The following is a 22,448-nucleotide window of genomic DNA, read 5'->3' as shown; positions in this document are numbered from 1 at the left end:
AGAACGGCGGAACCAACTACTCGACTGTGACACTCTTTGCCAGGTTACGGGGCTGGTCGACGTCGCAGCCGCGCAGGATGGCCACCTCGCGGGCAAGCAACTGCAGCGGGACGCTCGCCGTGATGGGGCTGAACACGTCGCGGACGGCCGGCACACGAATGATGCAGTCGGCAATCTTGTTGATTTCCTCGTCACCCTCGGTGGCAACGACGATAACCTTGGCGCCGCGCGCCTTGCACTCCATGAGGTTCGACACGGTCTTGTCGTAGGTGGCACTCTTGGTGGCCACAGCGATGACAGGGAAGCCCGGGTCGATCAGGGCAATGGGGCCGTGCTTCATCTCGCCGGCGGCGTAGGCCTCGGCGTGCAGGTAGCTGACCTCTTTGAGCTTGAGCGCGCCCTCGTAGGAAATAGCGGCACCCATGCCACGGCCCACGAACAGCGCCGACTGCGCGTCCTTGCACAGCAGGGCGGCCTCATGCACAGCCTCGGTCTGGGTATCCAAAATCCACTGGATCTGCTCGGCCGTATCGGAAAGCTCGCGGAACAGCATGCGCGCCTGCTTAGTGGTCAAGCGGTACTTGACCTGCGCCAGCAGCAGGGCCAAAAGCGTAAGGCTCACGACCTGGCCGATGAAGCTCTTGGTCGAGGCGACCGCGATCTCCTTGTTGGCCTTGGTGTAGATGACGCCGTCGCTCTCACGCGCCACGGGGCTGCCCACCACGTTGGTGATGCCGAAGACCTTGGCACCCTTGATGCGCGCGTCGCGAATGGCGGCAAGGGTATCGGCCGTCTCGCCCGACTGGGACACGGCAACGACAAGCGTCGTCGGCGTAATGATGGGATTGCGGTAACGGAACTCGCTGGCCGCCTCCACCTCGGTGGGGATGCGAGCCCAGCCCTCGATGAGATTCTTAGCAATGAGGCCAGCGTGATAGCTGGTGCCGCAAGCGATCACGTAGACGCGATCGATGTCGTTGAGCTCCTCGAGCGAAAGGCCCAGCTCGTCGATGTCGAGCTCGCCGGCCGGCGTCATACGACCGACCAGCGTGTCGCGCACGACGCGCGGCTGCTCATGGATTTCCTTGAGCATAAAGTCGGGATAACCGCCCTTTTCTGCCATGTCCAGGTCCCAGTCGATGTGGGTGACCTTGGGCTCGATGACGTTGCCGGCCTCGTCGGTGTATTCGACGCCTGCGGGCGTGAGCTTGGCAAACTGACCGTCCTCGAGCACCACAACATCGCGGGTGGCGTCGATGAGCGCGATGACGTCGGAGGCGACATAGGCGCCGGTCTCGCCTGCGCCGACCACAATCGGGGAATCCTTGCGGGCTACGGCGATCACGCCGGGCTCGTCAGCGCACACGGCGGCCAGACCATAGGCACCGACCACGTGGGTGCACGCTTCGCGCACGGAGGCCATCAGGTCGTGCGTCTCGGCATAGGCCTCTTCGATCAGATGCGCGAAGACCTCGGTATCGGTCTCGCTCTTAAAGTGGTGGCCGCGGCCCTCCAGTTCTTCGCGCAGCTCGGCGAAGTTCTCGATGATGCCGTTGTGGACGATGGCGATACGACCGTCGCAGCTGGTGTGGGGGTGAGCGTTAACGACGGAGGGCTTGCCGTGGGTCGCCCAACGGGTGTGGCCGATACCGCAGGTAGCGTCGCTGTCGATGTTGGAAAGCTCGCTCTCCAGGCCCGCAACCTTGCCCACGCGGCGGATGACGTCGAGGTGCGCCGCGGCGCCCTCGCCCACCTCGAGCGCGACGCCCGAGGAGTCATAGCCGCGATACTCCATACGCTTGAGGCCCGTGACCAGGATGTTCTTTGCAATATCAGAGCCGGTGTAGCCGACGATTCCGCACATAGGATAAATCCCTTCGTTCGCGTGACTGCAAGACGTCCACGCACAGGGGGCGCTGAGACGTATAACGTTCGAGTATTGTACTCACGCAAGCGCAAGCTGATATACCAGAAGTGGTATCTCAACTTAGATACCACCCGATGCACACATGCCCAGCCGGTCCAAACCGCCACAATGGGGACAGGCACTTTTGTGGTGGTTTGGACCGGGGCGGCGCTCTGTCCCAGCGAAAGATCTCGATCTGTAACATCTGGGGCTCCGGAAGCCGGCTTAGTGTTACAGATCGAGACATTACAGTTCGGCCCCTGCACTATGTCTCGATCTGTAACAGGTAGAGCCGGTTTTGCCGTCCAGGTGTTACAGATCGAGACAATTGAAGGCCCAGGCAGCTCAAACCACCACAAAGGTGTCTGCCCCCTTCGTGGTGGTCGCGCTGGCAACGGCGTTTCCCCAGATAAACCTGCCAAAATAAACCTGTCCCTTTTTGGTAGGTTTGGGATGCTACAATCTGGCTTGTACTTGAAACGCATCAAAGGGGCCGCTATGGCAAAGGTAAAAATCAGCGACGTCGCGCGCGAGGCCGGGGTTTCGTTGGGCACGGTTTCCAACGCGCTCAACCATCCCGAAAAGCTGCGCCCCGAGACCCTCAAGCTCATCAACGAGACCATCAATCGCCTTGGCTACCTGCCCAACCAAAGTGCCCGTCAGCTCGCAGGCGGCACCACCAAGTCCTTTGGCCTGGTCCTCCCCCGTCTTGATCACGGCTTCTCGCTCCAAATTGCCAGCGGCGCCCATAACGAGGCCCGCAAGCACGGTTACGACCTGCTCATCGCCAACGCCGATAACGACGGCATTCTCCAGGACCATTACCTGCGCTACTTTATGGGCACGCAGATGTCCGGCGTCATGGTTCAGCCCATGGCGTCCCCCGACTGGCACCCCGCTATGACCAAGATGCCCGTGCCGATCGTCCATCTGGACATCCACTGTTCCGAACCCGGTTACTACGTGGCCGCCGACAACGAGGCGCAGGGGCGCATTATCGCCGAGCTCGCCGTTGCCCGTGGCGCACGCCATATCACCGTTGTGGGCAGAGCGGCATTTATGCAGCTCACCCTGCGCGTACTTGGCATCCACAAGGCCCTTGCCCTGCACCCCGATATCAAGATCGAAGTCATCGACGCCGGCGAATGGAATACCGCTGCCGACGGCTACAGCATCGGCGCCCAGATTGCCGAGCGCTCCGGCGACGAGCGCCCCGATTTTGTCATCGGCCTGACCGACGTACTGGCGTCGGGCGTTATCTCGGCGCTGATAGACAAAGGCATCTCCGTCCCCGAGCAGGTCCGCGTGGCCGGCTGCGACGGCAATCCACTTGCCTGGAGCGGGTCGGTCCCCCTTACCACCGTGGCGCCGCCGGGCTACGAAATTGGCCGCAAGGGTGTTCAATTGCTCATGGAGCAAATCGAGAACAAGGCGCCGGCAAAGACCAAGCACGTCCGCATCGGCTCTGCAGCGCGCACCGTCACCGCGGTCACAGCCATCGAGGACATCAACCGCCAAGAACTCGTGCGGCCGTTCCTGCTGGAACGCGCCAGCACCCAGGCAAGCAACCACGCCGAAGCCACCGCCATCAACCTGGGCGCGTATCTATAGCACGCGCGCAAGTATGCCAAGTCGCCGCTTAAGCAAAAGGGGCCCGACCATTGCCGGGCCCCTTTTGCTTAAGCGCAAACGTGGGTAATTGCTCGTTTCAACACCGCAATTGTCTAGAGCACGGCCTTGACCGCCGCCGTCAGATCGAACAACGTATCGAGCACGGCCTCGCAGCCGTCCACGACGTCCTGCGGCAGCGGCACGATATCGGGGACAGCAAAGACGTGGCAGCCAGCCGTAATGCCCGAGACGCAGCCGTTGCGCGAATCCTCGACCACGGCACATTCCTCGGGAGCAAAGCCCGCGCGCTCGCAGGCAAGCAGATACATCTCGGGGTCGGGCTTGCCGTGCACGACGTCCTCGCCGCAGGTCACCGTTTCAAACTTGTCAAAGAGGCCAACCATCTTAAGGTTGCGCTCGGCCGTAACGAGGCGCGACGACGTCGCAAGGCCTACGTGATAGCCCGCAGCCAGCAGCTCGTCTATGCACTCGGCAGCGCCGGCCTTAAGCTCCAGATCGGTCTTGACCATCTCGTCGCGAATCTCCTTGTGGCGGGCATAGATCGCCTCAGCGGTTTCCCTACTGCCGCAATGCGCCTCAAGGATGTCCATGACATCGGGCAGCGTGCGACCGATAAATTGATGAATCAGCGTGTCATCAATCGCGACACCCAGCTCAGCGGCGGGCGCTTTCCATGCCTTGATGCCCAGACGCTCGGTGTCGACCAGCGTTCCGTCCATGTCAAAAATAACAGCCTTGATCATATCGGTCCCCCATCAACTCTCGCTGTCGCATTGCCGTAACTCTACCGCATTTGGCAACTTGTATATAACGTATATACCATATTGCACTTTCGTTACATAGATAGAAGTCTTATGGCAAGTAACGCATTAGGATTATAGTTTTCGATCGAGTACTCAACGATAAGGATCGTTTCATGATTTTAGACACCACGGCACCCGCAGAGGAGCTTCAAGACAAGCTATCGGCGCTCGAACAGCTGCTTTTGGCATACGGGCGCGTGGCTATCGGGTTTTCCGGCGGCGTTGACAGCAGCTTTTTGGCCGCCGTATGCGCCCGCATCATGCCTACCAATACCCTCCTCGTCCATCTCACCACGCCGCTCATCGGCACACCCGAGCAGGCTTCGTTTGAGCGGTCCGTTGACGGACAAACCGATGAGGGTCCGCATTTTATGCTCCCCGTGCTCAATCTTTCGGTCGATCAGCTGCAGCTCCCCCAGGTAGCCTGCAACGATGCCGACCGCTGCTACCACTGCAAGCGCGCCGGCTTTACCGCTATCGTCAACCACGCCAAGTCGCTCGGCTTTCCCACCGTCATCGATGGCAGCAATGCAAGCGATCGCGGTGACTACCGCCCCGGCATGCGTGCGGCAGAAGAGCTCGGTGTACGCTCACCCCTTATGGAGGTCGGCTTTACCAAGGACGAAGAGCGCGAGCTGCTGCGCGCATGGGGCTACCCCGTCTGGAACCTGCCGGCAGGCGCCTGCTTGGCCACGCGCATTCCCACGGGCGAGGAGCTTACGCGCGAGAAGGTCGATTTAATCCGCGCCTGCGAGGATTATCTGCACGATCTTGACCTGGCGCAGGTCCGCGCACGCCTGGTCGGCGGCTGCATGCATATCGAAGCCGCCCCGGCAGATGTCGCCAAGATCGCCGCCCTCGGCGGTACCGTGGTCAACGACGAGGGAAAGACCCCGCTGCCCGCCGCCATCGAGTCCGCGCTGCGCAACCTAGGCTGCGGACACATCTCCCCCGAGGTCGCCCCCTACATCCACGGCAACATGAATCTTTAAGTTACGCCGGTTTACAAACGGCGTAACCGCTCGGCGCTGCGCAGGCCCCGGGCATGGCAATCTGACGTTCAACTGCACGGGCGCGACCAAAAGGTCAGCGCCCGCTTGTTTCACGTCACCTTGCCGCACCCGGAACCTGCTCGCTAGCGCGTGCTCAACCTGAACTGCGTTAACTGACCTGCCAAAAAGGGACTGGTTTATTTTGGTAGGTTTTATCTTGGGAAACGTCGAATAGCCCCGCACATCCCAACCATCGCAGTCCCTTCTAGGACAAATGGACCGATAGTGCGCCTCCCCAATCTTTAAGAATCTGTTCGGCAAAACTGCCCGCGGCGTCTCCTGCTAGACTGGTAAATTCCGAACCGTCTAGCCAGGAGCCTCAATGTCGCGCAAGTCCGCCTACAAGCAAGTACTTTCCATCGGCACCGCCGTGGTGCTGGGGTTTGCGCTGTTCACAGGGTCGCTCGACGGAGCGCCCAAGCTGCTCTCGCCGCAAAGCGATGAGCAGGCGGCTGCTCTGGCCGAGAAGCAAAGCGAGAGCCCCAACCGCACCGACGACGAAGCGGACTTGGTCGCCCGGCTCGAATCGGGAACAGCGAGCTCCACGGACTCCGAAGATGATCAGGACTCCGGCGATGGCTCTGAATCCGCCACGACCGACACCGCTGACGATGCCTCTTCAAACGTCACCCCCATCGACGAGGTCGAAAACCCCGATCTCGACCGCGCCCGCGGCGTATATCTCAGCAGCATTCCCGACTACGCCGGCAACCCCTACGTTGCCCTTCGCGCCGACAGCACGCACCCGTTGGGCACGCCATCATTCACGCTCGACGAATACGAGCGAGCTACCGAAGAGGGCTGCTTTAAGAAGTTCTCCAAGCTCGATAGCCTGGGCCGCACCCGCAAGGCACTCGCCTGCGTGGGTCCCGAATCGCTCGGTCAGGGCAAGCGCGGCGATATCTCGCGTATCCATCCCGCCGGGTGGCACCAGCAGCGCTACGGCTTTATTCCGGGTCAGAGCCTCTACAACCGCTGCCACCTTATCGCCTGGTCGCTCTGCGGCGAAAACGCCAACCGCAAGAATCTGCTCACCGGCACGCGCTATCTCAACGAAACGGGCATGCTGCCGTTTGAAGAGCAGATCCTCGACTATATCCACGACACAGGCAACCATGTGCTCTACCGCGTCACGCCCATGTACAACGAAGAGGAACTTGTCTGCCGCGGCGTGCGCCTTGAGGCGCAATCGGTCGAGGACCACGGCAAGACCCTCTGCTTCCACGTATATTGCTACAATCTGCAGCCGCACGTGCAGATCGACTACGCCACCGGCCGCAATCAGGCCTCGGGGGACTAGGGCAGACCAAGCTGCCCCAAAACCTAAAATGATCCGTTTTCCTCCGTCCCCCAGGGATCAAAAAGGGCCGCCCTGGATTGCCCAGAGCGGCCCTTGCACCGGCATGCATGTTGCAGGCAACGCCACGCGCTACTTGGCGCGGCCCTCCTCATAGCGCTCGACCAGTTTGGCCTGAACGTCATAGGGCACCTGCTCATAGCCCGCAGGCTTCATGGTAAAGTCGCCCGTGCCGCGCGTAATGGAGCGCAGACGCGTCGAGTAATCCGTCAGCTCGGCCAGCGGCGCCTGGGCAATGACCACGGTGTCTCCGCGCTCATCGGTCTCCATGCCCGTCACGCGACCGCGCGAGGCCGAGATGTCGCCCATCACGGCGCCGGCGTAGCTCTCGGGGATCGTCACCGTGATTTCCTCGATAGGCTCCAGCACCACTGGATCGGCATCGGCGCATGCCTTGCGCAGGCCGATGCGAGCCGCCGCGCGGAACGCCATCTCGTTGGAGTCGACGCTGTGATACGAACCGTCGTACACCGCGACGCGAATGCCCGTGAGCGGGTAGCCGGCAATAATACCGTCCTTCATGGTCTCCTGGACGCCCTTGTCCACGGCGGGAATCAGCGAGCGCGGGATGCGGCCGCCCACGACCTCGTCCACGAACTCATAGCCATCGCTTGTGCCGTCGGGCCCAATGAGCGGCTCAACGCGCAGCCAGCAGTCGCCATACTGACCGGCACCGCCGGTCTGCTTCTTGTGGCGGCCCTGTGCACTCGCCGTACGGCGGATGGTCTCGCGATACGGAATGCGGATCGGCACGCTTTTGGCCACGACCTTGGTGCGATCCTCAAGGCGATTGAGCAGGACCGAAACCTGCGCCTCACCCACGGCGGAGATGATAGTCTGGCCCGTCTCCTCGTCACGATCGATACTCATGGTCGGGTCTGCCTTGCAGGCCTTCTCGATAAACGTGTAGAGCTTCTCTTCGTCGCCGCGGTTCTCGGCCTCGATGGCAATGCGGTACTGCGAGTTGGGGAACTTAAACGCCGCCGCCTCGACCTTACCGGTAATGGAGAGCGTGTCACCCGTCTCTGCCGCCAGCTTGGGCGCCACGATGATGTCGCCGGCATAGGCATGGCCAACCTCGGTCATATCGCGGCCGCACATCACATACAAGTGAGCCAAACGATCGCTCTTGCGGGTACGCGCGTTGACCAACTCAAGACCCGGCTCAAGCGTGCCCGTCAGCACCTTGATAAAGCTGATGCGGCCCTGCTGCGGATCGGCCAGCGTCTTAAACACAAACGCCACCGGACGGTCATCGTCACTCGAAATCTTAAGCGAATCACCGTCGATGAGCGGCATCTCGCCGTAGTCGGTCGGCGCCGGGAAGTACGTGGCGATGTCGTCCATCAGCGAGTTGACGCCCTGCTCCTTAATGCAATCGCCCGCAAAGACCGGCACAAAGATGCGCTCGGCGATCGCCTTAGACAGCAGGCCTTCAAGCTCCTCCTGCGTCAGCGTCTCCTCGCCTTCCAAGTATTTCATCATCAGCTCATCGTCGGCCTCGGCCACCAGCTCGCACAGATGGTCATGGGCCTCCTCGGCCTGGGCACGATACTCCTCGGGAATCTCCGACTCAACGGCCTCGGCGCCGTTGCAATGGCGCGCCTTCATGCGCACCAGGTCGATGATGCCGTCAAAGTCCTCGCCTTCGCCCCAGGGAAGAGTCACGGCGCCCAGGCGCGTACCAAAGCGCTCCTGCAGCAGGTCCATGGTGGTCGCAAAGCTGGCCTCGGAGCGCGACAGGCGGTTTACAAACACCGCACGCGCCAGGCGCAGATCCTCGGCGGCATACCAGAGCTTAACCGTCGTAGGCTGCGGGCCGGCCTCGGCGTCGACCACAAACAGGGCCGTCTCGCAGACGCTCATCGCGGCAAAGGCGTCGCCGATAAAATCGGGATAACACGGGGCATCGAGCACATTGATGCGTGCGCCCTTCCAGTCGATCGGCGCGATGGTCGTCGAAATGGAAAATGCACGCTTGACCTCTTCGGGGTCATAGTCGAGCGTGGGCTTGGTGCCGTCGTGGCCGCCAAGGCGGGCGGTCTTGCCGGAAAGGTGGAGCATGGCCTCGGCGAGTGAAGTCTTGCCCACCCCGCCTTGGCCTACGAGCACCACGTTCCTTACGTTACCGGTCTTGGGAGCACCCATGATGACCTCCTTGCAGGGCCGCGCGCAATGCGCGACGCCAACGGGGAGAGTTCGCGGTCGGTGCCGTCCCGGGAGCAGCATGGTCGGCAGCCGAGCCGACTCACCCTCCAAATGTCCTATGCCACCACCCTACCCTCACGGGCGGCTGTCCATGCATACCTTTCGGCACACGTATGAATACAGGCGGCGAGAGGAAGAGACAAGCTTGTGAGGCAATTATTGAACCCCGTCGATGTAAACAAAAAGCCGCCACAGACCGTAAGACCTGTGGCGGCTTCGCCTCAATTAATAGTTGAGTAAATACCTGAGTCTATCCCTCGATACGGCTCAAGAACTCACGCGTGCGCTGCTCGCGCGGATGGTCGATAACCTGCTCGGCAGATCCCTCCTCGACAATGCGACCGCCGTCCATAAAGACCACGCGGTCGGCAACATCGCGCGCAAATTGCATCGCGTGGGTCACGATTACCATCGTCATATTCTGCGCCGCCAGGTCCTTAATGACACGCAGCACCTCGGCCGTCAGCTCGGGATCGAGTGCCGAGGTCGGCTCGTCAAAGAATAAGATTTCCGGATCGAGCGCCAGGGCGCGGGCAATACTCACGCGCTGCTGCTGACCGCCCGAAAGCTCACACGGCACCTTGTTCTCGTTGCCCGTAAGCCCCATCTGCGCGATCAACTCACGCGCACGCGTCTCCGCCTGCTCGCGCGGGCGCTTAAGCACGCGGATCGGCGCGTCGATGATGTTTTTCATCACCGTATAGTGCGGGAACAGATTGTAGTTCTGGAACACCAGACCAAACCGCGAGCGCGCCTGTTTGGGCACGTCGCCTTTCGCATAGACCGCACCCGGCCCCGCGTCCGTCGCAACGGCAAGGTCGCCAAACGAGAGAGAGCCTCCGTCGAGTGTCTCGAGCAGCGTGGCACACCGCAGCAGCGTAGACTTACCGCCGCCCGAAGGTCCGATAATCGCCACGACCTCACCGCGCTTGACTTCGAGTGAGATATCCTTGAGCACCTCATTGCCGCCAAACGCCTTACGCGCGCTTTCGATTTTCATCACTGAGTTAGTCATGATAATAGTCCAGCTTCTTTTCGGCGGCGCCCAGCAGCATCTCGACCACAAAGTTAAAGACCCAGTAAATCAGCGCCGCGATCGCAAACGGCACCATGCTCACTTGCGAGGCAACCAGCGCCTTGGCCGTCGAGAACATCTCCCCCACGCCGATGGCAAACGCCAGCGATGTGTCCTTGACCAGCGTGATGATCTCGTTGCCCATCGCCGGCAAAATGCGTTTGGCAACTTGCGGCATCACGATGTACAAAAATGTCTGCAGACGCGAGTAGCCCAGCACCTCGGCGGCCTCATATTGACCACGCGGAATCGACTGCAGGCCCGAGCGATAGATCTCGGCAAAGTAGCCGGCGTAGTTGATGATGAATGCCACAACGCACGCCGTCCATTTGGAATCGGGCGTGAGCGAGATGCCAAACACGTAGTACGGGGCAAAGTAGATCGCAAACATCTGCAGCATAAGCGGCGTGCCGCGCATCACCGAAATATAGATGCGCGCAATCCAACGCAGCGGCGCGACCTTGCTCATGCGCATAAACGCCACGGGGATTCCCAGCGGAATCGACCCGAGCAACGTCAGCACAAACAGCTGCAAGCTGACCAAGAATCCCTGGCCAAGCATCTGCATCATGACCTGAATAGACAACCCAAGCTCTCTTTCACAGTAACGGAACAGCGAACCCAATGCTAAAGCGGGTTTTCCAGGTGCCCGAGTTTGCCGTGAAAGAGGAGCGCCGCGTACTAAATGTACGCAAGCGACGGTTTGAACGGCAAAATCGGGTGCCTGGGAAAGCCGCTATTTGAGCACCCAGTTGTCGAAGGAAAGACCATAGCTTGAATACTTATCGCACAGGTCCTTGACCGTGCCGCCCTCGTAGAGCGCCTTGAGTGACTCGGTTACAGCATCGGCCGACTTGGTGTCGCCCTTCTTAAAGCCGACGGCGTAGTGCTCGCTGGACAGCGGCTTGTCGAGCTGCGTATAGGCATCGGGCTTGGCGGCCAGCTGATACTGAGCGATCGAGAGGTCACAGGCAACGGCATCGACCGCACCACTCTCGAGCTGCATAAACGCCGTGTTGTACTCACCGATGGTATCGAGCGTGGCAAACGTCGCGGCCAGATCCTTCTGGTCGCCCTCGAGCACATCCTGCGCAGCGGAATCAGTCTGGGTAATCACGGTCTTGCCGGCAAGATCGTCCCAGCTCTTGATACCCGCGTCCTTCTTGACCACCAACACCTGCTCGTTGAGCATATACGGCTCGGAGAACGTGTAGTCGTCCTCGCGGCCCTCCATGGTAAAGCCGTTCCAGATGCAGTTGATGGCGCCGGAGTTGAGCAGCGTGTCCTTGGCATCCCAATCGATGGCCTCGTAATCGACATCCCAGCCCTGCTTATCGGCAACGGCCTTGGCAAGGTCAAGGTCAAAGCCCGTGTACTCGCCGTCATCGCCCACAAAGCCGTACGGAGGGTAGGACTTGTCAAAGCCCACCACGAGCTTCTTGGACTCCGCGGCGCCCTTCACATCCTTGGCCGCGGCAGAACCAGCAGCGGAGCCCTTGCCAGCACCACCGCCGCAGCCGACAAGACCAAGGCCAAGCACCGTGGCGAGCGAGCCGGCTAGACCAACAAACTGACGACGAGACATATCGGTATTCATGGTATTCCCCCTTGGTGGCACTTTAGTTAGGTAAAGTGAGACATGTAACGTTCAGAATCATACACTTTAGCGTGATAGAGCACAAGGCAAGTTTGCCCGCCGCGTGAGGGGTGTGGGGGTTAAGTTTCCTGCTCTACAGTCCTGCTCACGACGGAGGCCACATTAAGTGGCCTCCTGTTCGTGCGGAACTCGCGATAAACTTAACCCCCACACCCCTCACGCGGCGGGCAACCGTCGTTGGGCTTATCACTGACACGAATAAACCGCTTGTATATCGTCTGCTGGCTTGGCACGGTACAATACTTGCAGCTTTAATTCATGAATTAGTGGAGTTATTGATGGCAGAATCTCGTGCGGAGCGTAAGGCTCGTCGTGCTTTGATCGAGGCGGCTGAGGGGTCGGAGGAGAAAAAATCTTCTAAGAAATCCAAGTCGTCTCAGGATGCGAAGGGTAAGTCGGCGAAGGGCAAGGTTAAGACCAAGCGTTCTGGCTCTCGTCAGGGCGGGGATAAGGCGCCTCACGTTCGCTCCAAAGGCTCGCGCAAGGATTCGGCTCAGCCTGCGCGTAAGGCTGTGGACCCCAAGTCTCCCTGTTCGATCATGAAAGCTTGCGGTGGGTGTACGGCGCTCAATCGTCCTTATAAGAAGCAGTTGGCGGCCAAGCAGGCTGCTATGGAGGAGCTGTTTGCTGAGCTCTGCGAGCGCGAGGGCATTAGCGTCGACCCCATTCGCGGTATGGGAGTCACCCTGGGAGACCCGGGCAAATATCCTGCGCCGCGTGGTTTTCGTCATAAGGCTGCCACTCCGTTTGCTCCCGGCAAAGAGGGCGCTGTCCGCTGCGGCTTTTTTGAACGTGGGACACACAGAATCGTTGCTGTTCCTGAATGCCCTGTCGAGGCGCCGGGCGCTCGTCAGATTCTCAACGGCATCGCTCGCGAGGCCGAACGTCTGCATATTCCCGCCTTTAACGAAGACAAGCATCTGGGGCTGCTTCGCTATGCCGTCGTTCGCTGCGGCTGGCGCACCGACCAGATTATGGTCACCCTCGTGACCGCTCAGCGCGACCTGCCGCATGCGCAGGAGTTCTTTGAAGCCGTCGCGGCGCTTGATCCGCATATCGTCACCGTCGCTCAGAACATCAACGGTCGCCCCGGCAATGCCATCTTGGGTGAGGAGACTCGTATCGTCTATGGCGCCGAATGCATGCGCGACCAGCTGCTCGGCTGCGAGTTCGATATCTCCCCCACCGCGTTCTACCAGACCAATCCGCAGCAGACCGAGTTGCTCTATCAGCTCGCGATTGACGGCATGGACCTGCAGCAGGGTGACATTCTTATGGACGCTTACTGTGGTAGCGGCACCATCGGTCTGTGCGCCGCGAAGGATGCCCAGGACAAGGGCATCGGCATTATGCTGCTCGGCGTGGAGCGCAACCCGGCGGGCATTGCCGACGCACGTCGCAATGCCGAGCTCAACGGCCTCACCCGCAGCGCTTGGTTTATGGCCGACGACGCCACCGATTACATCCTGGACGCCGCCGACAACAACGAGCGGATCGATGTCCTTTCCATCGACCCGCCGCGCGCCGGCTCCACCCCCGAGTTCCTCGAAGCCGCCTGCGCACTCAAGCCGCGCCGCATCACCTATATCAGCTGCAACCCTGTGACCCAAGAGCGCGACCTGCACCAGCTCCTCGACGGAGGCTATCGCCTGCTCAAGATCACGCCCGTCGACATGTTCCCCCATACCGACCACACCGAAACCGTAGCGGTCCTCGAGCGCCGCTAATCCACCCCGGTAGATTTTCGAGACAAGAAAGGGGGCGGCCCGTCTGGACCGCCCCCTTCGCTTGGTTTATGAACTCCGCTACATCCCCTTGCGCAGGTCACACACGCCGGCTGCCGCCATCTCGCGCAGCAGCGTCTCGCGGTCGCGCGTCACGATCAAATCCAGCGGGAAGTGAATCTCGTCGAGCATCTTGCGCGCGTGATCGAGCTTGCCAATGGCCATGCCAATGTGGGCATCGGTCGACACGCCAATACCCACGCCCAGCTCGGCGCAGCGCTCGGCGATCTTGCGGCATACGGCCCAATGCTCAGTGTCGACACCGTGTTCAAGACTATGGTTGTTGATCTCGATGATCTTGTGCTTGGCCTTGGCCGCCAACAGCACCTCATCGATATCGAACGGCACGCCCGAACGACCCGCATGCCCAAGCATGAACACCTTGGGGTGCTCCAGGGCATTGATGTACATCTGGGTCGTTTGGGCGAGCGTCGCGCCTTCGGCAAACTGCGGGTTATGCACGCTTGCCACCAAATAATCCAAATTACGCGTCACCAAATCGAACAGCGAATGCTCACGACTATACGGATCGCCGGCGATATCGAGCGAAACGGGAATGTCTTCGCCAAACAAGCTGCCGTCCAGCGAAACGATATCAGCCTCGGCACCACGCAGCACCAGCACGCCGCTCCAAATGCGCGGCCAGATATCCTGGTTAATAAAGAATTGGAAACTGCGCAGGTCATTGGGACAAGGCGTAACCATCGAGCTTAAATGATCGGCGGAACCGAGCACCTGAAGGCCGCGCTCCGCCGCCCAATAGATGTTCTCCTCGATGGTTGAGTACGCATGCGCAGAGAACATCGTATGAGTATGAATATCACAAGAAAGAAGGTAGGGCATCGGGTCTCCTTGTCCAGTATGGCCGTCGCGTATATTCATTGTACGCATAGCTTTCGGCAGTCGTAAAACTGCTTCATCCCAATCACACAACGGCATAGACAACGGGGTCTGGCTTAAAACCAAACCCCGTTTCACGTAAAACATTGTAAGCAGAGCGCTTTACTTTCGACGATATTCGTCGGCCAGCTGCTTCCAGGCAGGCAGAGAGTTGACGATTGTCTCATAGCTCACGCAGTAGCCCAGGCGGAACCAGCCCGGCATGCCAAAGCTATCCGAAGGCACCGCGAGCAGCTCATGCTTCTTCGCGCGCTCACAGAACGCATTCGCATCGGACTCCAGCGCTTTCACCCATAGGTAGAACGCGCCATCCGGCTCAACATAGGTGTAGCCGTACTCCGCTAGTGCATCGGTAAGCGCGGTGCGGTTGCGAGCATAGGCCTCGACATCGCTCGGTTCATCAATGCAGTCGATGATTACACGCTGGAAGAGCGCCGGTGCACACACGAAGCCCAGCGTACGGGCGGCACCGGCAACGGCGGGCATTAGACGAGCTGCCTGAGGATTCGTATTGGGAACCAGGATCCACCCGACGCGCTCGCCCGGTAGCGAAAGCGACTTGGAATACGAGTAGCACACGATGGTGTGCTCGTAGATCGAAGGCACCCAAGGCACCTCGGCGCCATAGACAATCTCGCGATACGGCTCATCAGAGATGAGCATAATCGGATTCTCGGGATCGCGCTGAGCGTTGGCCTCGCGCAGAACATTGGCCAGTCGCGTCAGCGTGTCGCGTGTATATACGGCACCGGTCGGATTGTTGGGCGAGTCGATGATGACGGCAGCCGTCTTATCGGTAATCGCCTTGAGCACGTTACTCACGCTCAGCTGGAACGTATCTTCATCGGCGAGCGCCTCAACACACGTGCAGCCGGCCTTCTCAATCCACACGCGATACTCCGGAAAGTACGGGGCGATAACAACAACCTCATCGCCCGGGTTCGTAACGGCGTTGAGCGTGCAGGTGAGCGAAGCCGCGGCACCCACCGTCATAAAGACGTCCTTGCCCTCATAGCTCGTGCCAAAGCGACGGTTGAGCGAGTCGGCGACGGCCGCTCGACATTGTGGCAGACCCGGCGCAGGCGTGTATCCATGCAGCTGGTCGCTCGGCAGCTCCAATGCCTTCTTAATGGACTCAGCAACAGCAGCGGGCGCCGGAACACTCGGGTTGCCCAGCGAAAAATCGAATACGTTCTCCGCACCGATCTGTGCCTTGCGCTCAAGGCCATAGCTAAAAATCTCACGGATGATGGAGCTTTCCGCACCGCGAGCATACATAGTTTCGTTGATCATCTGTTCCCCTTTCGCATAGGCGCTATTGTACGCTTTAGCTGAGCAAAGTGCCGCAGCAATGTTGATTGGGGACAGACTTAAATGAGCGTTTTCACGCATTTAAGTCTGTCCCCAATCAACATATCGCTCAAAAGAAAGAGCCTCCACAGGTTTCCCCGCAGAGGCTTTCGCTACAAGAACTATTTGTCGGCGTCGGTGTTGCCGTCAGCGTTGACAGCATTGCCATCACCGGCATCATCGGATGCGGCTTCGGCATCCTCCTGCATGGCCGCCTGCGCAAAGGCCGCGGCATCAGCCGCCAGCTCCTCCTCGCTCATGCGAGGCGAGCGCTTCTTGGTCGGCATGCCGGCCGCCTTGGCGTTGCGCTCCTCCTTGGCCGCCAGGATATCGCCCTCGCGCTCAAGGTAAGCATCCCACTCGTTGTCGAGCAGGGCGTTCACGGCGTCGCCTTCGACGGTCTCGCGCTCAAGCAGCACCTTGGCCATCAGGTCGAGCTGATCGCGACGGGCATCCAGGATCTCGACCGCACGACGATGGGCCTCACGCATAATGCGCTGAACCTCGATATCGATGCGGCGCGCCGTTTCCTCGGAGTAATCCTGGTGATCGGCGTAATCGCGACCAAGGAATACCTGATGCTGCGCCTCACCAAACACTTGCGTACCCAGTTCCTCGCTCATGCCCAAGCGCGTGACCATCTCGCGCGCCATCTTAGTCGCGCGCTCCAGATCGTTGCTCGCGCCCGACGTGATGTCGTCGCACATGAGCTCCTCGGCAACGCGACCGCCCAAGAACACGGCGAGCTCGTCGAGCATCTCGTTCTTGGTCTTGAGGAAGTGATCCTCCTGCGGAAGCTGCAGTGTGTAGCCCAGGGCCTGACCGCGGCTGACGATCGAGATCTTATGAACCGGATCGGAATGCTCCAAGATGTGGCCCACCAGGGCGTGGCCGCTCTCATGGTAGGCAATCGTGGTGCGCTCGGCTTCGGTCATCACGCGACCCTTGCGCTGCGGTCCGGCAATCACGCGCTCCATCGACTCCTCGACCTCGTCCATCGAGATCACGGAACGATGGCGGCGGGCAGCCAGCAGCGCAGACTCGTTGAGCAGATTTGCCAGATCGGCGCCGGTGAAGCCAACGGTCATCTGGGCGAGCTTCTCAAACTTCACGTCCTCGTCCATCGGCTTGTTCTCGGCATGCACGCGCAAGATCTGCTCGCGGCCCTTCACATCCGGACGGTCGACCGTAACCTGAGGGTCAAAACGGCCGGGACGCAGCAATGCCGGATCCAGGATGTCAGGACGGTTGGTCGCAGCGATCAGGATGACCGACTCGCTTTCCTCAAAGCCGTCCATCTCGACCAGCAGCTGGTTGAGCGTTTGCTCGCGCTCGTCGTGACCGCCGCCCAAGCCAGCTCCGCGCTGACGTCCCACGGCATCGATCTCGTCAATAAAGATGATTGACGGAGCCTGAGACTTGGCCTCCTTAAAAAGGTCGCGCACGCGGCTGGCGCCGACACCCACGAACATCTCGACAAAGTCGGAACCCGAGATGCTAAAGAACGGCACGCCCGCCTCGCCGGCAACGGCCTTGGCCAGCAGGGTTTTACCGGTACCCGGAGGGCCAACCAGCAGCACGCCGCGCGGAATCTTGGCGCCCAGCTTGCGATAGCGGTCCGGATCGCTCAAAAAGTCGCGAATCTCCTCGAGCTCCTCGACTGCCTCGTCCACACCGGCAACATCCTCAAACTTGACCTTGGGGCGTGTTGCCTCGTTGGTCTTGGCGTTGGTCTTGCCAAACTGCATGTTCCTGTTGTTGGCGCCCATCATCTGGCGCATAAAGTAGAACATGATGGCGATCAGGGCGATCGTCGGAAGCACGCTCATCGCCAAGTCGCCCCAAAAATCGGGGTCATTGGTGTTGACGATGTACTTGGTATCGGGGTGCTCCGCCATAAGCTCGGCAAGCGAATCGGAACCGACGTAGGTCGAGGAGAAGCTCTTGAGCTCGCTCGTGTCACCCTTGTCCTTTTTCGTCTTCCAGTAATGACCCGCCACGCTTCCGTCTTGAACCGTATAGGTCAAATCTTCGACGCGATCCTGCTTAATGGCGTTGACCATCTCGCTCGTCGCGAGCTTTACGGTATTGCTGGAATTGGCAAAGCCGGAGCCCATGTTAAAGAAGGCGTAGCCCAGAAGCGCGCAAGCCAAAATAAAATACAGCCAGCCCGTACGCGTGGGCTTCTTGCCTCCGGGCATCCCCGGGATCTTAGGCTCCCGGGGAGTCTGGGAATTGTTATCGTTACGGTCGTCGGGCATCTTACGAATAAACCTCCGGTTTCAAAATGCCCAGATACGGAAGGTTACGATAGCGCTCGGCATAGTCGAGGCCGTAGCCCACCACAAAGGCATCGGGGCAATGGGTTCCAACATACTTGGGCGTGACGGCCGAGGTACGGTCCTCAACGTCCTTCCACAGGAAGGCGGCAACCTCCAGCGAGGCGGGCTTGCGGCTCTCGAGGTTCTTCATCAGATACTTGAGCGTCAGGCCCGAGTCCAGAATGTCCTCGACGATCAGCACGTCGCGACCGCGGATGTCGATATCCAGGTCCTTAATGATACGCACGATGCCCGAGGACTTCACACCGTCGCCATAGCTCGAAACAGCCATGAAATCGATGTTGGTCGGCAGCTCGATCTTGCGCATCAGGTCGCCCATAAAGACCACGGCGCCGCGCAGGACCGCAATCAGCACCAGATCCTTACCCGCGTAGTCGCGAGTAATCTGCTCGCCTAGGCGAGAGACGATACCGTCGATATCCTCCTGCGTAAACAGAACCTTCTCGATATCCGGATGTTGAGAAGCCATGACAACCCTTTCTTGTGCTTATCGCCCACGCACCGCCGCATGGACGCGAACTACACATTCTAGCAGCGCACGGGGTATATTTACCAGCACGTGCGCCATCAGCGCGGGAATACCGTCAACGTCGCACAGAATAGCTGGCGCGAAGCGCTATTCCGCATCGACCACACGAAGCAGATATGCCACGCGCGTTGCGGCCGTGCATTTAAAACGCTCGTCCGCGCGAACGCCCGCGACCCATACTACGGCACCTCCCGGAGCCGTTCTTACCACGGGTACGCCAGAGCGGTCTGAAACAGGAATGCGCGCCTCGTTCAACAGGTCTGACACTTTCTTGCTACGACCGCTCATCCCCAACGGGCACATCACGTCTCCCGGCACAGGGCTATCCACCCACAGGCGCGCCAATCGCGCCTCGGCGGGAATCTCCCCGCGCGAGCCGGCTAGCATCCGCTCGCTATCGCGGTCGGCGAACCCCAGGGCCGCCGCATCCACCAAGGCCGCAACCTCTCCGGCAGCAGCAAGCTCGCGGGCACGGTGCACGATATCGCACCCCGGCTCCACAGCCATCGGCTCTGCTGTCAGCATACGCCCCGTCCCCAGCGGCAGACGACCGGGAACGGAGATCCAGTCGGCCACTAAGCCCTCGCGCGCCGCCGGGGCCTTGAGCGCCAGCATGCCAAACTCCACACGGGCATCAATTCCCGCAGGAAGCGTAACCGAGCCCGAGCCCGCAGCGACGCAGGCAAGTACCCGTTCTACATGCCGCATCTCCGGTCGCGCGTCGGGATCGATACGCTTAATCGCCAACCGCACGATACGCCGTGCAATCACAACCTCAGCGGCGGCAAGACGGCGCGCATCGAGCACCAGTGCGCCCGCCGCCGCCTTGCGCAGGCAGCTTCGAAACGCCTGTGCCGAAAGCTGAGAAAGAAAGGCATCTTCGTCGCCCAGAATTTCGCAAGCGGCGCCAATCGTCTTACAGACGTTCGCGTTGCGCTGCGCCACCACCGGCATCACCCGATGGCGCACATAGTTGCGCAGGTACGAAACGTCCTCGTTGCTTTCATCTTCCCGCCACGGCTGACCGTGCACCTGCAGATAGCTCACGAGCTCATCATGCGTGAGGTCGAGCAAGGGGCGAACCACAATGTTCCGACGGCGCGGAATGCTCGATAGACCCGCGGGACCCGACCCTTTAATGGCATTCATCAAAAATGTTTCCGCGCGGTCCGACGAAGTATGCGCGGTACAGATACGAGCCGCCGTCCGCGGTGCGCCCGATTCGGCACAAAGTTCGCGAACGTATCTCCGTGCCGCGGCATAGCGCACCTCGCGAGCCGCAGCCTCGATATTGCCCGATTCGTCATCAAAATAGGCATGCTCAACACACAGCGGCAAACCGTATTGTGCGCACAGGTCACGTACAAAGGCCTCGTCGCCATCGGATGCCTCCCCGCGCAGATGATGGTTTACATGCAGCACGTGCAATCGCTCGCGCGCAATGGGAGCGACGCCGCGCCCGTCCTGGATATCCAGCTTTGATGTGCAAGCCATAAGGAGCAGCGCCGTCGAGTCCGCACCGCCTGATACCATGAGCACTACGGGGGCAGCGGCCTGCCGCGTTGCCAGGGCGCTCTTATCCGTCCTCGGTGCGGCATGATGTCCATAGTGCTGAGATACCGTTGGCATTCGCTTCCTCCTCTATTCGTCCGCACTCATTGTATCCTTTGGAATCTTATGTCTCGCCTGCACCTTCATATCCTCGGCAGCGGCTCAAAAGGCAACTGCGCACTCGTCGAGGGGCCTCAGGGGCTCATCATGATCGACAACGGCCTGTCCCGCCGCGAGACACTTAAACGCATGGCGGAGCTTGGCCTCTCGGCAGACGACGTCGCCGCTCTAGTAATCACCCATGAGCATGGTGACCATATCAAGGGGCTCGATGTATGGTGCAAGCACTGGCATGGTCCCCTCTTTGCCAGCAGGGACACCCTTTCATGCAAAGAAAACCTCGCGCGCCTGCCCGTAGAGGAATTTGACCCCGGCGACACGCTCCCCATTGCCGGCATCCACGTGCAAACCTACTCAACATCGCACGATGTCATCAATCCTGTCGGCTATCGATTTAATGCTCTCGATGATTCCATTGGGTTTGCCACCGACACCGGAGAGTTATCGAGCAAGGCCATAGGCATCCTCAAAGACTGTCGAGTTCTCGCGCTCGAAAGCAACCACGATGTAGCTATGCTGCGCGAAGGAGCGTACCCCCGCTTTCTTCAGGAGCGCATCCTGTCCACAAAGGGGCACCTCTCCAACAACCAGGCCGCCGAAGCCGCGCGCGAACTTGTTACCGATCGCACCGAACAGCTCATCGCCATGCATATCAGCCAGGACAATAATCGTCCAAGCCTTACCGTCAAAAGCTATGCCAACGCGCTTGATGCAAGTCTCGATGATGAACTCGGCAGTTCTGCCACCCGTCTTCAAGGGCCACGGAAGCTCTCGATACGCCCTGCAAGTCAGTATCAACCGACAACTATTCAATAGCCCCTCAAGACAACAAAAGGGGGCTGGGAATCACTTCCCAGCCCCCTTAACTCATACTCTCGATTGAAGCAGAGCCATCGTTAGTCGATGGAGATCTTCGTGACGTTCTTCTTCTCGACGATCTTAGGAACCGTAACGGTGAGGATGCCGTCAGCATACTTTGCAGAGAGGCCCTCGCTCGAAGCGTCCTTCAGATACACGCCACGCGTCGCGCTGTACGAGCTAAACTCCTTCTGGAGGAAGTTCTTACCCTCGTTTTCGGCGCTCTCCTCGACGTTCACGCTGATGGACAGGCGACCCTCATTGAGCTCAACGTCGATGTCATCCTTGGCGACACCGGTCAGATACGCCTTGACCTCGTAGCCATCACCCTTGTCCTCAACGTCAACGGGGAACGCCTTGGAGGCAATCGAGTTGTTTGCAAGGTCGGTCATATCATCAAACAGATCGAACAGCGAGCTAGCAGAAGGACGAACGCCAAAAACCGAACGATAAGGAACCATGCTTGCCATGTTTACCACTCCTTTTAAGGACTGCCGAGCCATCTTCTAGGTGACTGGGACTTCTTTTGACGCTCTTATATATGCCCACCCAGTGCCCATATATACATCGACTATAAAGTTTTTTGAGTCCAGTACTATAAGCATATCTAAGTGTGTATGACTCAGGTTTTAGTAAGGTTAAGATTCTTTGAACCAGAGCTTAAATAACAAGTATGTTCGCAGCTACAAATAACAAGGGGCTTACAATGAGCGCGTACACGTTGTTGGTAACGAGCTAAAGGGCATCATGGACGATCAAAAACAGGACAACACGTTTATGCCGGAGCAGGACGAAGCATCCAGCCCGCAACCGATTCGATTCCATCGCCCCCACATCTCGCAAGAGCCCATTAATGATCCGGAGCCCGAGTATGTGACGAGAAATCGATATCAAACACTCGAGGATGCCCAAACGGGACGTAAACATATGGGCGTCGCCTCGGGAGACCCTGTATATCTGAAAGACGCACCATTATCTAAAAACAGCGCAGTTAGTGATGAGCCGATGAAAGCATCTGCCGCTCATCAACAAAGAGGTCCTCGACCAAAGCAAACCTTGACGCATTCGGCTCGCTATCTCGAAACGCCAAAACAGGGAAAATCAATCTTTGTTTCATCAAGTAAACGACGCAAGCAGCATCGACTGACAATCCTGCTTTTGATTATTGTGGCCATAGCAGTTGCCCTTGTTATTCGATTTATCTTCTTTAAATAAAGGCTCAATACCAAAAACGATAAGATCATCTGGTGTAATAGAGTCATTTACGCTCCGTAAACGCAAAAAAGGGGGAGGCCGCGAGGCCTCCCCCTTCTTCAATCTCGAT

18 protein-coding genes are annotated in these 22,448 nt (G+C 59.4%); 6 read left to right on the top strand and 12 right to left on the bottom strand.

From position 1 onward, the window contains the following. Positions 1–16 precede the first annotated feature (16 nt). The gene (gene glmS / locus DW195_RS07910) at positions 17–1,864 is read right to left on the bottom strand and encodes a glutamine--fructose-6-phosphate transaminase (isomerizing) (protein ID WP_035138734.1); all 1,848 of its coding nucleotides are present in this window, start codon (positions 1,862–1,864) and stop codon (positions 17–19) included. A 540-nt stretch (positions 1,865–2,404) separates the two neighbouring features. Here glmS and DW195_RS07905 point away from each other — a divergent pair. After that, positions 2,405–3,517 carry a LacI family DNA-binding transcriptional regulator gene (locus DW195_RS07905; RefSeq protein WP_118206402.1) on the top strand — a complete coding sequence of 371 codons (1,113 nt, stop codon included), beginning with the start codon at positions 2,405–2,407 and terminating at the stop codon, positions 3,515–3,517. A gap of 113 nt (positions 3,518–3,630) precedes the next feature. Here the strand turns inward: DW195_RS07905 and DW195_RS07900 are convergent, their stop codons facing one another. Next, positions 3,631–4,281, bottom strand: coding sequence for an HAD family phosphatase (locus tag DW195_RS07900; RefSeq protein ID WP_118206401.1), 651 nt, complete (start codon positions 4,279–4,281; stop codon positions 3,631–3,633). A 173-nt stretch (positions 4,282–4,454) separates the two neighbouring features. On the opposite strand from DW195_RS07900, the gene DW195_RS07895 reads away from it, so the two are divergent. Beyond that, positions 4,455–5,333 (top strand): ATP-dependent sacrificial sulfur transferase LarE, encoded by an 879-nt coding sequence (locus DW195_RS07895; protein ID WP_118206400.1) that lies wholly within the window; start codon positions 4,455–4,457, stop codon positions 5,331–5,333. 382 nt (positions 5,334–5,715) lie between these two features. Beyond that, a complete protein-coding gene (locus DW195_RS07890; protein ID WP_118206399.1) occupies positions 5,716–6,693 on the top strand; it encodes a DNA/RNA non-specific endonuclease in 978 nt (325 codons plus the stop codon). Between the two features lie 129 nt (positions 6,694–6,822). Here the strand turns inward: DW195_RS07890 and DW195_RS07885 are convergent, their stop codons facing one another. From DW195_RS07885 to DW195_RS07870, 4 genes are all read right to left on the bottom strand, one after another. Beyond that, a complete protein-coding gene (locus DW195_RS07885) occupies positions 6,823–8,898 on the bottom strand; it encodes a translation factor GTPase family protein (RefSeq protein ID WP_117840409.1) in 2,076 nt (691 codons plus the stop codon). Between the two features lie 310 nt (positions 8,899–9,208). Beyond that, entirely contained in the window at positions 9,209–9,973 is a 765-nt protein-coding gene (locus DW195_RS07880) for an amino acid ABC transporter ATP-binding protein (protein ID WP_118206398.1), read from the bottom strand. Further along, the gene (locus DW195_RS07875) at positions 9,966–10,619 is read right to left on the bottom strand and encodes an amino acid ABC transporter permease (RefSeq protein ID WP_148331788.1); all 654 of its coding nucleotides are present in this window, start codon (positions 10,617–10,619) and stop codon (positions 9,966–9,968) included. The genes DW195_RS07880 and DW195_RS07875 overlap by 8 nt, the downstream gene beginning before the upstream one ends. 150 nt (positions 10,620–10,769) lie before the next feature. Beyond that, the gene (locus DW195_RS07870) at positions 10,770–11,630 is read right to left on the bottom strand and encodes a transporter substrate-binding domain-containing protein (protein ID WP_118206396.1); all 861 of its coding nucleotides are present in this window, start codon (positions 11,628–11,630) and stop codon (positions 10,770–10,772) included. Between the two features lie 338 nt (positions 11,631–11,968). Here DW195_RS07870 and rlmD point away from each other — a divergent pair, with 338 nt between their 5' ends. Further along, positions 11,969–13,417 (top strand): 23S rRNA (uracil(1939)-C(5))-methyltransferase RlmD, encoded by a 1,449-nt coding sequence (rlmD, locus tag DW195_RS07865; RefSeq protein ID WP_118206395.1) that lies wholly within the window; start codon positions 11,969–11,971, stop codon positions 13,415–13,417. 78 nt (positions 13,418–13,495) lie between these two features. Here rlmD and DW195_RS07860 read toward each other — a convergent pair whose 3' ends face one another. From DW195_RS07860 to tilS, 5 genes are all read right to left on the bottom strand, one after another. Then, the gene (locus DW195_RS07860) at positions 13,496–14,317 is read right to left on the bottom strand and encodes a phosphatase (RefSeq protein ID WP_118206394.1); all 822 of its coding nucleotides are present in this window, start codon (positions 14,315–14,317) and stop codon (positions 13,496–13,498) included. A 159-nt stretch (positions 14,318–14,476) separates the two neighbouring features. Then, entirely contained in the window at positions 14,477–15,667 is a 1,191-nt protein-coding gene (locus tag DW195_RS07855; RefSeq protein ID WP_117757871.1) for a pyridoxal phosphate-dependent aminotransferase, read from the bottom strand. Positions 15,668–15,846: 179 nt separating this feature from the next. Continuing rightward, on the bottom strand, positions 15,847–17,925 hold the full coding sequence (gene ftsH, locus DW195_RS07850) for an ATP-dependent zinc metalloprotease FtsH (protein WP_304999894.1): 2,079 nt from the start codon (positions 17,923–17,925) through the stop codon (positions 15,847–15,849). Positions 17,926–17,986: 61 nt separating this feature from the next. Further along, on the bottom strand, positions 17,987–18,535 hold the full coding sequence (hpt, locus tag DW195_RS07845) for a hypoxanthine phosphoribosyltransferase (protein WP_055251779.1): 549 nt from the start codon (positions 18,533–18,535) through the stop codon (positions 17,987–17,989). 147 nt (positions 18,536–18,682) lie between these two features. Then, a complete protein-coding gene (tilS, locus tag DW195_RS07840; RefSeq protein WP_199576343.1) occupies positions 18,683–20,224 on the bottom strand; it encodes a tRNA lysidine(34) synthetase TilS in 1,542 nt (513 codons plus the stop codon). A 48-nt stretch (positions 20,225–20,272) separates the two neighbouring features. Here tilS and DW195_RS07835 point away from each other — a divergent pair, with 48 nt between their 5' ends. Further along, a complete protein-coding gene (locus DW195_RS07835) occupies positions 20,273–21,082 on the top strand; it encodes an MBL fold metallo-hydrolase (protein WP_118094359.1) in 810 nt (269 codons plus the stop codon). An 80-nt stretch (positions 21,083–21,162) separates the two neighbouring features. Here the strand turns inward: DW195_RS07835 and DW195_RS07830 are convergent, their stop codons facing one another. Further along, positions 21,163–21,594, bottom strand: a complete 432-nt coding sequence (locus tag DW195_RS07830) for an Hsp20/alpha crystallin family protein (RefSeq protein WP_117635977.1) — start codon at positions 21,592–21,594, stop codon at positions 21,163–21,165. A gap of 277 nt (positions 21,595–21,871) precedes the next feature. On the opposite strand from DW195_RS07830, the gene DW195_RS10355 reads away from it, so the two are divergent. Beyond that, the gene (locus DW195_RS10355; RefSeq protein WP_147356501.1) at positions 21,872–22,339 is read left to right on the top strand and encodes a hypothetical protein; all 468 of its coding nucleotides are present in this window, start codon (positions 21,872–21,874) and stop codon (positions 22,337–22,339) included. Positions 22,340–22,448 lie beyond the last annotated feature (109 nt).

This window comes from Collinsella sp. AM17-1 (assembly GCF_003470665.1).
GTDB lineage: Bacteria > Actinomycetota > Coriobacteriia > Coriobacteriales > Coriobacteriaceae > Collinsella.
Note: the sequence above shows the minus strand (reverse complement) of the source record. Positions and strands in the feature narration are given on the sequence as shown.

What these genes read in the sequence shown, in the direction of transcription:
- DW195_RS07870 (WP_118206396.1), bottom strand. Translation starts at nt 11,630, where the DNA reads ATGAATACCGATATGTCTCGTCGTCAGTTTGTTGGTCTAGCCGGCTCG.
- DW195_RS07835 (WP_118094359.1), top strand. Translation starts at nt 20,273, where the DNA reads ATGTCTCGCCTGCACCTTCATATCCTCGGCAGCGGCTCAAAAGGCAAC.
- DW195_RS07830 (WP_117635977.1), bottom strand. Translation starts at nt 21,594, where the DNA reads ATGGCAAGCATGGTTCCTTATCGTTCGGTTTTTGGCGTTCGTCCTTCT.
- DW195_RS07900 (WP_118206401.1), bottom strand. Translation starts at nt 4,281, where the DNA reads ATGATCAAGGCTGTTATTTTTGACATGGACGGAACGCTGGTCGACACC.
- glmS (WP_035138734.1), bottom strand. Translation starts at nt 1,864, where the DNA reads ATGTGCGGAATCGTCGGCTACACCGGCTCTGATATTGCAAAGAACATC.
- DW195_RS07890 (WP_118206399.1), top strand. Translation starts at nt 5,716, where the DNA reads ATGTCGCGCAAGTCCGCCTACAAGCAAGTACTTTCCATCGGCACCGCC.
- DW195_RS07905 (WP_118206402.1), top strand. Translation starts at nt 2,405, where the DNA reads ATGGCAAAGGTAAAAATCAGCGACGTCGCGCGCGAGGCCGGGGTTTCG.
- hpt (WP_055251779.1), bottom strand. Translation starts at nt 18,535, where the DNA reads ATGGCTTCTCAACATCCGGATATCGAGAAGGTTCTGTTTACGCAGGAG.
- DW195_RS07860 (WP_118206394.1), bottom strand. Translation starts at nt 14,317, where the DNA reads ATGCCCTACCTTCTTTCTTGTGATATTCATACTCATACGATGTTCTCT.
- DW195_RS07880 (WP_118206398.1), bottom strand. Translation starts at nt 9,973, where the DNA reads ATGACTAACTCAGTGATGAAAATCGAAAGCGCGCGTAAGGCGTTTGGC.
- DW195_RS07855 (WP_117757871.1), bottom strand. Translation starts at nt 15,667, where the DNA reads ATGATCAACGAAACTATGTATGCTCGCGGTGCGGAAAGCTCCATCATC.
- tilS (WP_199576343.1), bottom strand. Translation starts at nt 20,224, where the DNA reads ATGCCAACGGTATCTCAGCACTATGGACATCATGCCGCACCGAGGACG.
- DW195_RS07895 (WP_118206400.1), top strand. Translation starts at nt 4,455, where the DNA reads ATGATTTTAGACACCACGGCACCCGCAGAGGAGCTTCAAGACAAGCTA.
- ftsH (WP_304999894.1), bottom strand. Translation starts at nt 17,925, where the DNA reads ATGCCCGGAGGCAAGAAGCCCACGCGTACGGGCTGGCTGTATTTTATT.
- rlmD (WP_118206395.1), top strand. Translation starts at nt 11,969, where the DNA reads ATGGCAGAATCTCGTGCGGAGCGTAAGGCTCGTCGTGCTTTGATCGAG.
- DW195_RS07885 (WP_117840409.1), bottom strand. Translation starts at nt 8,898, where the DNA reads ATGGGTGCTCCCAAGACCGGTAACGTAAGGAACGTGGTGCTCGTAGGC.
- DW195_RS10355 (WP_147356501.1), top strand. Translation starts at nt 21,872, where the DNA reads ATGGACGATCAAAAACAGGACAACACGTTTATGCCGGAGCAGGACGAA.